This window comes from Nostoc sp. FACHB-888 (assembly GCF_014696655.1).
GTDB lineage: Bacteria > Cyanobacteriota > Cyanobacteriia > Cyanobacteriales > Nostocaceae > Nostoc.
In genome coordinates this window covers 23,734-35,901 of the sequence record NZ_JACJQM010000017.1, presented here as the reverse complement: position 1 = coordinate 35,901, position 12,168 = coordinate 23,734, and the positions used below count along the sequence as shown (strand labels likewise).

The window sequence follows — 12,168 nt, the reverse complement described above, 5'->3', positions numbered from 1 at the left end:
TTAACTGGACTTTAAAAATTAATCCGACGATAGATTTCAGCCAGGGGAATTTCTACGTTTAAACTGTGCAGAACTATCACCCGCTCAAGGTGAGAGTGAACCTGCCAGAGCCAGCGATCGTTACTGTTACGATCCAAGTTGTGATATTGTTCAATGTAAAGTTCGGTTTGGCTCACAAGGAGATATTCACAAAAGCTGGTAAGAGAGCGATACTTTCTGAACTTGTCGCCTCGGTCGTATGCAACGGTCACGGGCGATAAAACTTCGACAATAAGTATTGGATTGAGAATTTCATCATTGCGTACACCATTGAACTCTGATTCGCCATTCACAACCATCAAATCGGTATAAGTACCACACTGGTATTCAGGAATCCAAACTCGCAAGTCGCTATTATACAAACGAAAATTGGTGTCTCTGAGCAAAAAGCCTAAGTAAATTAATAAGTTGCTGGCGATGTCTAACGACAAGCCGCTTTGCGTCTACGCACTGTGGGCTTCAGAACCTCCCGACATAGTAATAATTTCTCCGTTGCGGTATTCATGGCGTTCTAAGTTGGTTTCTTCCATAGCCCGATACTCGTCTAACGTAAGGCGAGTTGTTATTACATTTGGGGGACTGCTTTGAGCAAAGACCACAATCAGACCTCTTAATTACTTATAAAACTATTTTCAGCAACGAGAGGAAGAATTGCCATCATGAGATTGGGAATTTATTCCGAGGCGGGATAGAAACGCAGTGCGAGATTTATTAATTTAAGATATGCCTTACCGATATAGCCAAACCCTCAGTAGTGAAAGCAGTTGCTCAGTATCTACAGGCTTGGTGATGTAGTCAGAGGCTCCAGCTTCGATGCACTTCTCGCGATCGCCTGGCATGGCTTTAGCAGTTAAAGCAATTATTGGTAAGGAGCGAAACTGTGGTTGCTGACGGATGGCGCGGGTGGTTTCGTAACCATCCATTTTCGGCATCATGATGTCCATCAAAACTATATTAATATCAGGATTACTTTGCAGTATCTCTATGCCATCTCTGCCATTTTCGGCAAACAGCACCTGCATTTGATAGCTTTCTAAAAAGCTGGTAAGGGCAAAAATATTTCGTAGGTCATCATCCACAATCAAAATTGTCCGATTCGCCAGCACCGGGTCAGTTTGGTGTAGTTGCTCTAGTATTTGCCGCTTTGGTGGGGGCAAATTTGCTTGCACGCGATGCAAAAACAGAGCAGTTTCGTCTAACAATCGCTCTGGCGATCGCACATTTTTAATGATAATTGTCTCTGCTAGCCCCCGCAGCTGGGTTTCTTCTTGTCGGCTGAGTTCTTTGCCGGTGTAAACGATGATTGGCAGTTTTAAAAGCCTGGGTTCTTGCTTTATTTGCTCAATTAGTGTAAAGCCGCTCATATCAGGCAGACCGAGATCCAATACCATACAATCAAAGTGATGCGATCGCAAAATCGAGAGGGCTTCTGCTCCCGTACCCACTGCTGTACTTTGGACATCACCATTACCAATCAGTTCGATAATACTTTGGGCTTGTACGGGGTCATCTTCTACGATTAAGAGATTTTTGACCTGACGCTCAATAAAGCCTTTAATCTCAGTCAATACTTGAGTTAGTCCTTCTGGAGACACGGGTTTTTGGAGATAGGTAATCGCTCCTAGCTGTAATCCCCGTTGCTGTCTTTCATCCACAGAAAGTATATGTACTGGTATGTGTCTAGTATCTGGCTTATGTTTGAGACGATCCAACACCGTCCACCCATCCATCTCTGGCATATGGATATCTAGCATAATCGCATTGGGCTTAAACTGTTGCGCTAGTGTTAGCCCTTGTTTACTTTGTAAAGCAACAATGGTTTTAAAGCCCTGCTCACGGGCCATATCTAGTAAAATGCGGGCAAATTTATCGTCATCCTCGATAATTAGCAAAATGCGATCGCCCGGTTGAATTATTTCCCGATCATCTGGGATTTCGTTGGCAAAGGTGGTAAGTACTTTCGCGGTTCCTAAGGTATCCACTGTTGCGGGTTTGTTTTCGACTATTGGCACTTCTTTTGCAATCGACGCTGTGCGAGTAGAGGTGGTAGGCTGAGGGGATAGTGGGCTAAGAATATTTTTACCATTATTTTCTTGCCGCATGGGCAAGTACAGGGTGAAGGTGCTTCCCTGCCCTGGTTGGCTGACTATTTCAATTCTGCCGCCCAACAATTGAGCCAATTCGCGGCTGATGGATAGGCCTAAGCCAGTTCCCCCGTACTTGCGGCTGGTTGTGCCATCTGCCTGCTGAAATGCCTCGAAAATAATCTTATGTTTCTCGACTGGAATGCCTATACCCGTGTCGCTAACTGCAAAAGCAATTATGGGATTATTAACTTCGGCTGCGTCAGTTGCCGTGCTAATCTGTAACTTTACGCCTCCTTGTTCAGTAAACTTAAAGGCGTTAGCTAGGAGATTTTTCAGTACTTGTTGCAGACGTTTGGAGTCGTTATAAATTGTTGGTGGTAACTTCTCATCTCGTTCAATAGTAAAACTGAGTTCTTTATTGTGAGCAACTTGCCGGAAAGTCTGCTCTAGAGATGCCTCCAAATCTGTAAAAGCAATTTGTTCAATATCGAGCAACATAGTACCCGATTCAATTTTTGCCAAATCTAAAATGTCATTGATCAACTCCAGCAAATCAGTCCCAGCCGAGTAAATAGTTTGGCTGTACTCTACTTGTTTGTCGGTCAAGTTGTTAAGGGAGTTATCTGCTAGCAGCCTTGCTAAAATTAACAGGCTATTTAGCGGTGTCCTTAACTCATGGGACATATTGGCAAGAAATTCCGACTTATATTTGGAAGACAACGCCAGCTGTTCAGCTTTTTCTTCAAAAGACTGCCTCGCCCGCTCAACTTCCTGGTTCTTGCGAGCAACTTCCCGATTTTGGACTTCTAACAGTTCTGCCTTTTCTTCTAGCTCCTCATTTAATTGCTGTAATTCTTCGTTAGACTGCTTGACAAGAAATTGTGATTCTTCTAACTCGTGCGCCTGTTCTTCCAAGCGTTGATTGCTCTGCTGTAGTTCTTCTTGCTGGTTTTGCAGTTCCTCTGTTAAAGCAACAGACTCTTCAAGTAGTCGCTGAGTTTGCAATTGGGAAGCGATGTTATTTAAAAATACACCAATAATTTCACTAAATTGGTCTAAAAATGTCAGATGCAGGTGACTCAAAGGCGTAAAAGAAGCAAGTTCAATTACAGCACTCACCTGCGTCTCAAATAGTATAGGCAAGACAATAATATTTAGCGGTGGAGCTTCCCCTAAACCGGAACTGATACGGATATAGTCGCTAGGAACTTGTGTTAGGAGAATTCTTTGTTTTTCTAGGGCGCATTGTCCCACCAATCCCTCGCCCAAACGAAACTGGTTTGCTAGAGTTTTGCGCTCTTTATAAGCATAACTACTTAATAATTTCAGTACAGGCTCGTCGTCTATGGAGTCCATGAAATAAAAAACGCCCTGCGATGCCCCAACCAGTGGTGCTAGATTTGACAAAATTAGGCGAGACGCACTTTCTAGATTTCGATGCCCTTGGAGCATCTTGGTAAATTCAGCCAAATTAGACTTTAGCCAGCTTTGTTCATCATTTTTTTTAGTTGTGTTTTGCAGATTAACGATCATCTGGTTAAAGGTGCGAGTTAACACGCCGATTTCATCGTGGCGATCGCTATCTGGTAAACTCACAGATAAATCCCCATCCGCCATTTTTTCTGCCAAATCAGAAACTTGCTTCAGAGGTACTGAGATATGTCTGGTCAAGGCGAATCCGATCAAACCTAAGATCAAAGAAAACAAAGGAATACTATAGATAATGCTAGCGATCGTTTTTTGACCAGCAATTTTTGCCCTAGTAGAGCGCTGTTGCAGTAGTCTGTTCTCCTCAGTTTTCATCGCCTGGATAACTTCCCCGATCTTATCCATCAGCTGCTTACCCTGGTCTGTCAGAACAGCTTTCTGGGATGCTTCTAAGCCCTGGCTTCGCCGTAACTCAATGACACCTTTCATTACAGCCATTCTCTCGATTACGAGGGGCTGTAAAACATCAAGGCGATTTTGTTGGTTGGGGTTATCTGCCGTTAACCTCTCAATTTCATTGACTTTTTGATTCAGTACTTGAATGGCAACGTTATAAGGTTCTAAATAGCGCTCTTCTCCAGTAATAATGTAACCGCGCTGGCCTGTTTCAGCATTTGTCAGTTGCAAATTGAGGTCTTCAAGCTGACTTAATACTTGGTAGGTATGGCTTTCTTTACGCGAAGTTTCAATTAGCTCATTGGTGCTTTGGTAGGAGATTAAACCAATAACGGTCAGAGTTGCCAAGCTTAGGGCAAAACTAATTCCAATTTTGGTTCCAATCTTCAAACGTTTCAACATTATTCCAGGCAGTTATTTCAATGATTTATTGCTAAATAATATTCTTCGCTTCTTAATATATAAATATATTTATATTATTTAACCATTTTATAAAAAACATATAAAAAAATAGAATTTTCTAATATTTTAATATTGAGTTTAACATTAAACATTGAGATAGTATAACTTCTTTCTAAAGAAGCAGCCACCATTATTTTTATTGAATCTTGTGGTGGATAATAAAATCCTTATTATTAGATTATAAATTTAATAATAGGCTTTAACTAAAGAATGGTGGTTTTTATGAGTACAGTAGTTGACCTAAAAATACCCAAATTCTGCAAAGGGCAAAAGGTAGAATTTATTGGTGGATTAGGAACTATAATAAAATACTTTCATAACTCTGAATACTGGTCGTATCTTGTAGAAATGGAAATGGGTTCAGAGCCAGAAATGGGTAGGATTAGTTGTGAAACTACAATTTTGCTGTTTGAAACAGATATTATCTTCCCTTAAGGCGAGCCTGTTGTAGCTTAAATTTGAGCTTGAAATAATCTTAAAACAAATTTAACGATCACTCAATATTTTATTGTGATAGTTAAACAACAAGTTTTAGTTAGTATTGAGAAAATAGATGTATGATCAAGCAAAATTCAGAATTTCTAATACTTTACAGAAAGTAAGTACAAAATTCTAATACTGAGCTTGCAATTTATATACTGCAAGTGTTGCATTGATTTAATTTAAAATCGGTAGTTTGCTTACAACTTACTATACTGGATAGTAATACAGAAGCCGAATAATAAAAATTAAGCTCATTTAACCATAATTTTTATTTATAAATAATATATTGGTTGATGTTAAATATAACATCAATTTTATTATATTTGACTATGCAGTTCAGCCATAGCCTAAGTTATATAAAACAGTATTCTGGCGGGAAGTTACGACTTTAAAAACAGCTTATATTCATTATGATTATCTCCTTTTTAGGGCAAACAATCTACTTTTACTCTCTAAAAATCTTCGTGACTATGCACAATACCGTTATAATGTCAAACCCCTTAAGATTAACTTTGACGTTTAACGAATGCTCATGACGGAAGGCTTTTTAAAGTTAATGCTAGCCTATTGGCTAATAACTTCGCGATCGCTTATACTAGCATTAGCTACAGATTGGCTATAGATACGAAAATCTTGAATTTTATTACTCTCTAAAATAGCTCTTGCACCTGCCATGTAGATATCAGTACTATTTAGGACTAATAAGTAATTACCAAGGTTAACTTGAGCTTTATAATCCCTAGCTAGATCGTCAGGAATTTCTAAAGTAGTGTGATAATCTTTATAATTGCTGATATCTAGCTCAACAAGACTATTGAGCCTGTTTATATCCTTAGCAATCACCAAGACTTGACTCATAGGGAAGCCAGCAGTTCTTAGTTCAGTAAGTGCTTTTTCTGTGTCTTGGTGTGTATAAAAAACACCAACTGCTTTTTTATAGCGGCTATTTGGAGTCAAGTATGGCTTATAAATGCTCCACTGTTGAATATCACGGCGATTAAAAATCCTCTTGGCAACGCGAATTTCTATATCTATACCGGTTACTATTACCAAATAGTAACCTTTACAAACTAGATCGCTGTAGCCCTGCGCTTGCTCTTTAGGAATTCCTAAAGCTAATAACACACTAGGCAAACCACCTGCCACTGTATTAACCTCATCACCACCAGCTAAAGTGGTAGCGATCGCTGTTGCTTCTGCTCCAGCTAGCATAACTCGTCCTATACTAGGAATTACCGAGAGGACTAAACCAGTTAATAAGCCGCAAGTAACATTGCCTAAAGCACCAGTAACGATGCCTTCATTAGTATCTTCAGAAGATGTATTGCTAGTGCGCTCTTTAACTTGAACACCAGCAATATCACTTTTTTCTTCTGCATTCCGTGCAATTACAGAAACTTTCTGCATTGGAAAATTAGAAGCATTTAGTTCCTGAAGTACTAATTGTGTATCGGAACATCCAGCGAAAACTCCTACAGTTGTTCGCTCCTTTTCTAATGTCATTTTATCGGTTTGTTGCGGATTGAAGTGATTCCCATCCTAAGAGTGTGAGCTAATTTGAGGTAATTACACAGCCCGACGAGTCAGTAAACCCCAAAGGAAAATTAGTAGCATAGCACCAAGAACAGCAAATAAAATGCTTCCAAGCGAGAAAGCTCCAGCAGATGCGGCGGCTGCCGAACCACTTCCTAATAAAGCTTGACCCAGATAACCCCCAACTACGGCTCCAAGTATCCCTAATATAATGGTGGAAAGAATACCGCCACCTTGGGTTCCTGGATAAAATAACTTAGCCAATGCACCTGCAATTAAACCCAAAACCAGCCAAGCAATAATGTTACCCATTGTATTTTTCCTTCCTTGAAAATCTTATTTGTTTGCTTTCGACTATTTCATATTAAAGTTTGTCTACAAAATTACTGATCTATCTAGAGAACTAATATCAAAAATCTTTAGATATTATTTGAATATTCACTAGGTTGTCTTTGAGGATGAATATATAAAACCAATTCGCAATTCGCAATTCGCAATTAAACTAAGCTCGACACTAGGGGTGGGGTTTTTACCTACCTTGCGATACAAGGACTGTTTCGCCCACCAGGGGCGAGGTTTTGAACCTTCACTTTTTGATAAATTTAGTAACAATAACTGAGAATCAACCCTAAATAGGAGTGTGTATTCAACTTGATGATTATGCTTGTCTTAAAATATCAAGCAGAAAAGTCTGTGCATTCAATTGTTCACAGAGAGATAATAAAGATTTGAATTTGAGATTGTATGAAAGTGGTATTAGCTGCTCACAACTCAGGAGTGAGAACTATAGAAAGAGCTAGTTGATAAAGTTGGCGACGGGGAAGGGAGGTAAATTTTGCTAACTGACGGCTAGCTTGCGATCGCGATATTCCTTGACTAATTAACTGTTTCAATTCGGCTTTCAATTCCTCTTCTGTCAGTTGGGGCTGACTAGCTGGAATTCCCGCCACTACTAATGTATATTCGCCTTGGGGTTCTCGTTGGCTGTAGTGAGCGATCGCCTCGGCAATTGTCCCCCGCCAAAATTCCTCATACAATTTAGTTAACTCCCGCCCTAGCACAATTTGGCGATCGCTTCCCCAAACAAGAGCTAAATCTTGCAAAGTATCTCGCAAACGGTGGGGCGATTCGTAAAAAATCAATGTGCGAGATTCTGTTTGCAGAGACTCTAAATGTTCTTGTCTCTGTTGACTTTTCGCTGGGAGAAAGCCTTCAAAGACAAACCGATCCGTTGGTAATCCCGCTGCACTCAATGCTGTAATTGCCGCACTAGCGCCAGGAATGGGAACTACTGAAATTCCCGCCTCAATGCAGGCTTTCACCAGTTCATATCCCGGATCGGAAATTCCTGGCATTCCCGCATCACTCACAAGAGCGATCGCTTTATTGTTAATTAAATGCTCTAATAATTCTGGAATGCGGCTGGTACGATTGTGTTCGTGATAACTCACCTGGGGTGTCTTAACTTGAAAATGCTGTAGGAGTTTCCCTGTGTGACGCGTGTCTTCCGCAGCAATGATATCCACAGTCTGCAAAATTCGCACAGCCCGAAAGGTTATATCTTCCAGGTTGCCAATTGGTGTGCCGACAACGTAAAGTGTTCCTGGTTTTGGATCGGTTTGCATGAGCAAGAGTTAAAAGTTAGGAATTAGAGACGCAATTAATCGCGTCTGTACAGGAGTTAAAAATAATTTATGCACTTATACGAACATAAATGATAAATGGATAATCTAAAATCCAAAATTCAAAATCTGAAATCGGCTCATGGGTTATTTGTGGGCTTGGTAACCTTAGATTTGATTTACCTTGCTGACTCTGCCCCTAAGAATAATCAGAAAATTGTCGCTACTGACTATATTGTGGCAGCAGGGGGGCCAGTTACAAACGCGGCTGTGACTTTCAGCCATTTAGGAAATCAGGCTACAGTCTTGGGTGTAGTTGGTTCTCACCCAATGACACAGCTAATTCGAGGTGATTTGGCAAATTACAAAGTTGCGATCGCAGACCTTGAGCCTACCACTGATTTAGCACCGCCTGTCTCCTCAATTATTGTCACCCAAAGTACGGGTGAACGCGCTGTAGTTTCCATCAATGCTGTCAAAACTCAAGCCAGCAGCGCATCTATCCCGGCAGATATTTTACAAAATGTCAATATCGTACTGATTGATGGACATCAGATGGCCGTTAGTTATTCCATAGCCCAAATGGCTAAAGTCAAAAATATCCCAGTAGTAATTGATGGTGGGAGTTGGAAGCCTGGATTTGAGCAAATTCTGCCGTTTGTAGATTATGCCGTCTGTTCAGCTAATTTTTATCCCCCCAACTGCCAGACTGGAGAAAATGTTTTTGCCTATCTGAGTGGATTTAACATTCCTCATATTGCGATTACCCACGGGCAAAAACCAATTGAATACTGGAGTTGCACCAAAACTGGTATCGTAAATGTACCGCAGATTCAAGCGGTTGATACATTAGGGGCTGGAGATATTTTCCACGGTGCTTTCTGTCATTACATTTTAAGAGAAAGTTTTACTGATGCACTGGCACTGGCAGCTAATATTGCGGCTGATTCCTGTAAATTTTTTGGCACTCGGCGCTGGATGGATTTAAAGTGCTGAGTAGTCAGATTAATAAGGTCAAATTTAATGAAAGACTTAAAAGAAATATTAGCGATCGCTCGTGAGGTAGGTTGGCAAGCAGCAGATATACTGCGATCGTATTATCACGGTACTGCAAAAGACCCTGACTTAGAAGTAAAATATAAACAGAATGAGCCTGTTACTGTTGCAGATGTAGCTGTGAGTCAATACATTTTACAGAAGCTACAAGCAACTTTGGGTAATGAAGATTTTGCTTACATCAGCGAAGAAACTTATCAATCTCCAACTACAGGCGCACACCCTTCCGCCCCTTGGGTATGGATAATTGATCCTTTGGATGGCACACGAGACTTTATCGAAAAAACTGGAGACTATGCAGTTCACATTGCTTTAGTCAAAGAAACACGCCCAGTGTTGGCAGTGGTGGTAATACCAGAGGCTCAAAAGTTATATTACGCTACCAAAGGCGGGGGTACATTTGTAGAAACCTGTGATGGTTCTGTTCCTTTACAAGTGTCGTCAGGCAAACGAGTTGAGGATCTAACCTTAGTGGTTAGTCGCTCTCACCGCAACCAACGCTTAGATTACTTGCTACAAAACTTACCCTGTCAAAATCATAAATCTGTGGGTAGTGTAGGCTGCAAAATTTCCACCATTGTCGAGCAACAGGCAGATATCTACATTTCCCTTTCCGGCAAGTCTGCACCCAAAGACTGGGATATGGCAGCACCAGAACTGATTTTAACAGAAGCTGGTGGTAAATTTACTCACTTCGACGGCACTCCGTTGCAGTACAACACTGGAGATATTAATCAATGGGGAGGTTTGCTAGCTAGTAACGGTGAATATCACGAGATGCTGTGTAAGGAAGCAGAAAGGATTTTAGCGCAGTTTGAGCAGAGTTAAAACCTGAGAGATTTTGGGATGAATATTTCTCAATTTGCTTTTAAGACACTTAGTCATGTTATGATTAGCCCCACTACCGATAATAATCTTTACCCCTTAGTCCACAGCTGAATTTTCAAAACACTCAATAACTGGGCGATCGCTAGTTGATTTCGATTTCCTGTTAAAAGTGTGACTGTGAATAAAATTCACAATCAGACAATCTTCAAAGGCTGAAGGCTGTGTTACACTCATGGGCATAAGGATTATTTTCGTTTGAGTAACTCGTTTTGACTTATAAAAAGCGTGTCTCTGAATTTAACCCTCTACACTCTCTGAATTCGGATATTTCTATGTCAATTTACGTCGGAAACCTGTCCTATCAGGTTACAGAAGAGGACCTAAAGCAGGCTTTTGCAGAATACGGAAAAGTAAATCGTGTTCAACTACCCACAGATCGGGAAACAGGCCGGCCTCGTGGGTTCGCTTTTGTGGAAATGGAATCAGACACACAAGAACAAGCTGCCATTGATGCACTTGATGGTGCTGAGTGGATGGGACGTGATTTGAAAGTGAACAAAGCTAAACCTCGTGAGGAAAGAAGCAACTCTTCTCGTGGTAGCTGGGGTGGCGGTAATGCCGGCCGCAACGATAATCGCTACTAAGTCGATTCCTAAAAATTTCACATTTAGTTAAAACAAAAAGAAGCCCCACATCCGATCCGTTCGCGGAGCGTCTCGCAGAGAAGGGCGATGTGGGATTAATTCTTAGGCGATAACGAATTAACCCCTAACCGTTTTGAGCTGTAAGCTTGATAAGGTGGGGGTTAATGGCAAAGTGTGTAAGTTTGAGCGGTCAATATCGTCATTGTTTTGTCTTCGTAAACCGAATAGAAACTATAGTTTATTTAATCTACCTTCTGATCTTCTCAGATTTAATACTTTATTTTTCCTAAACGCCTACATAATGCCTTTAGAAACAGAGAAGCATAAAGCAATTGCTAGGCACAAGCAACGTTATAAACAACGTTCTCGTTTCAGTTAACAATAAGACTTACGCACTGTACAAATGCATGATGATATGCATTACCTAAAATAGGAAGTTTTCAGGCTTTTCTTAATTATCCTGCGATGCCTACGGCAGTAAACTACGTAAATAGATGATGCTGTAGGGGCATAGCATTGCTGTGTCCTTACGAAAGATATGGAGAAGCAAGCTACACGAAGTGTGCCGCAGGCAATTTCAATCACTTGGGTTTCAATTGACACAAATGCAGAGTTGTCAAACCCTACCTTGTACCTGATTCGACAAAGAAGCGCTATAGTTTGTAAAGTTCCATTTGCGGAACTTGCAGCAATATAAATGTATTCTTTTTATATAGCCATAAAGTGTTGTAGATATCCTTAATTTGCAATCCTTAGCTCTAGATTTTCAAGGAAATGTTACGACTTTATCATTTATTACTAGGTTCTATTTTACTGGTATCAATACCTCTAGTAGCAAAATTTGTTCTCCCCAAATTTTCTCCACCCAAAGTGGAAAAAGCTACTGCCGTTGCAAAACTTTCCAACCCTAATGAAGGAAATATCTGGCAGAAAATCTTGGGAGATACCGCTGCTCCAACTAACTGGCAAGTTACTGCTTGTAAGGGAAATGCGCCTTTATTGTGTGTCTCCTCCAAAGATGAACTATTGGGTACAGTTGAGATTAATGTTTACCCATTAGTAAACAACGAGGATTTCCAAAAGAAACTCGTAGCAGCCGGAATTTTACCTGGTTTCCAAGTGGACTACCAAAGTTCCAAATACCAAACCCAGGTATTAACAGCACTTAAGGCTTGGGTTGAAGATTATTACACTGCTGTTGCAAAAGATCGTCAGGGTGAATATGGAAAAGAAATTACTTTCTTAACCTATCCACCGCAACCAGTAGCCGTTGGTAAGCTTCAAGGAATTCGCTATGGGTTCGCCGGACTCAAGCAAAAAGGTGGAGTACAAGAGCAACATATCGGCCATGTCGCCTTTGATGGCAATAAACTTTACGTAATTACCACTGCCTTTGACCCAGGTTCGCAAACAGGTAAGTTTGATAAACTGGAAAACTTGGCTATTTTTCAACCTTACTTATATGCGATCGCAGCAGATTTGCGTTTACCCTGATAAAGATTGGGGATTGAGAAATCTTCCTAGTTCCCA

9 protein-coding genes and 1 pseudogene are annotated in these 12,168 nt (G+C 40.7%); 5 read left to right on the top strand and 5 right to left on the bottom strand.

Features of this window, described 5'->3' with window-relative positions; genetic code table 11:
* Positions 1 to 11 precede the first annotated feature (11 nt).
* Both H6G26_RS13180 and H6G26_RS13175 read right to left on the bottom strand, forming a co-directional pair.
* A pseudogene (locus H6G26_RS13180) lies at positions 12 to 638 on the bottom strand (Uma2 family endonuclease).
* 129 nt (positions 639 to 767) lie between these two features.
* Positions 768 to 4,412 (bottom strand): response regulator, encoded by a 3,645-nt coding sequence (locus H6G26_RS13175; protein ID WP_190729690.1) that lies wholly within the window; start codon positions 4,410 to 4,412, stop codon positions 768 to 770.
* Between the two features lie 282 nt (positions 4,413 to 4,694).
* Here H6G26_RS13175 and H6G26_RS13170 point away from each other — a divergent pair, with 282 nt between their 5' ends.
* Positions 4,695 to 4,907, top strand: a complete 213-nt coding sequence (locus H6G26_RS13170; protein ID WP_190729689.1) for a hypothetical protein — start codon at positions 4,695 to 4,697, stop codon at positions 4,905 to 4,907.
* Between the two features lie 612 nt (positions 4,908 to 5,519).
* Here the strand turns inward: H6G26_RS13170 and H6G26_RS13165 are convergent.
* From H6G26_RS13165 to rsmI, 3 genes are all read right to left on the bottom strand, one after another.
* Complete coding sequence (locus tag H6G26_RS13165) at positions 5,520 to 6,458, bottom strand: hypothetical protein (protein WP_190729688.1); 939 nt, start codon at positions 6,456 to 6,458, stop codon at positions 5,520 to 5,522.
* 63 nt (positions 6,459 to 6,521) lie between these two features.
* Positions 6,522 to 6,800: a GlsB/YeaQ/YmgE family stress response membrane protein gene (locus H6G26_RS13160; RefSeq protein WP_190729687.1), complete on the bottom strand. Its 279-nt coding sequence runs from the start codon at positions 6,798 to 6,800 to the stop codon at positions 6,522 to 6,524.
* 452 nt (positions 6,801 to 7,252) lie between these two features.
* Positions 7,253 to 8,113 (bottom strand): 16S rRNA (cytidine(1402)-2'-O)-methyltransferase, encoded by an 861-nt coding sequence (gene rsmI / locus H6G26_RS13155; protein ID WP_190729686.1) that lies wholly within the window; start codon positions 8,111 to 8,113, stop codon positions 7,253 to 7,255.
* A 96-nt stretch (positions 8,114 to 8,209) separates the two neighbouring features.
* Between rsmI and H6G26_RS13150 the strand changes: the two genes are divergently transcribed.
* The 4 genes from H6G26_RS13150 (at position 8,210) to H6G26_RS13135 (ending at position 12,132) form a co-directional block, all read left to right on the top strand.
* On the top strand, positions 8,210 to 9,106 hold the full coding sequence (locus H6G26_RS13150; RefSeq protein WP_190729685.1) for a sugar kinase: 897 nt from the start codon (positions 8,210 to 8,212) through the stop codon (positions 9,104 to 9,106).
* Between the two features lie 27 nt (positions 9,107 to 9,133).
* Positions 9,134 to 9,994 carry a 3'(2'),5'-bisphosphate nucleotidase CysQ gene (locus H6G26_RS13145; protein ID WP_190729684.1) on the top strand — a complete coding sequence of 287 codons (861 nt, stop codon included), beginning with the start codon at positions 9,134 to 9,136 and terminating at the stop codon, positions 9,992 to 9,994.
* Positions 9,995 to 10,326: 332 nt separating this feature from the next.
* On the top strand, positions 10,327 to 10,638 hold the full coding sequence (locus H6G26_RS13140; RefSeq protein ID WP_190729683.1) for an RNA-binding protein: 312 nt from the start codon (positions 10,327 to 10,329) through the stop codon (positions 10,636 to 10,638).
* Positions 10,639 to 11,412: 774 nt separating this feature from the next.
* Complete coding sequence (locus H6G26_RS13135; RefSeq protein WP_190729682.1) at positions 11,413 to 12,132, top strand: hypothetical protein; 720 nt, start codon at positions 11,413 to 11,415, stop codon at positions 12,130 to 12,132.
* Positions 12,133 to 12,168 lie beyond the last annotated feature (36 nt).

Excerpts from the sequence above, each read along its gene's own strand:
- H6G26_RS13150 (WP_190729685.1), top strand. The coding sequence starts at position 8,210 with ATGGATAATCTAAAATCCAAAATTCAAAATCTGAAATCGGCTCATGGG.
- H6G26_RS13160 (WP_190729687.1), bottom strand. The coding sequence starts at position 6,800 with ATGGGTAACATTATTGCTTGGCTGGTTTTGGGTTTAATTGCAGGTGCA.
- H6G26_RS13175 (WP_190729690.1), bottom strand. The coding sequence starts at position 4,412 with ATGTTGAAACGTTTGAAGATTGGAACCAAAATTGGAATTAGTTTTGCC.
- H6G26_RS13135 (WP_190729682.1), top strand. The coding sequence starts at position 11,413 with ATGTTACGACTTTATCATTTATTACTAGGTTCTATTTTACTGGTATCA.
- H6G26_RS13145 (WP_190729684.1), top strand. The coding sequence starts at position 9,134 with ATGAAAGACTTAAAAGAAATATTAGCGATCGCTCGTGAGGTAGGTTGG.
- H6G26_RS13140 (WP_190729683.1), top strand. The coding sequence starts at position 10,327 with ATGTCAATTTACGTCGGAAACCTGTCCTATCAGGTTACAGAAGAGGAC.
- H6G26_RS13165 (WP_190729688.1), bottom strand. The coding sequence starts at position 6,458 with ATGACATTAGAAAAGGAGCGAACAACTGTAGGAGTTTTCGCTGGATGT.
- H6G26_RS13170 (WP_190729689.1), top strand. The coding sequence starts at position 4,695 with ATGAGTACAGTAGTTGACCTAAAAATACCCAAATTCTGCAAAGGGCAA.
- rsmI (WP_190729686.1), bottom strand. The coding sequence starts at position 8,113 with ATGCAAACCGATCCAAAACCAGGAACACTTTACGTTGTCGGCACACCA.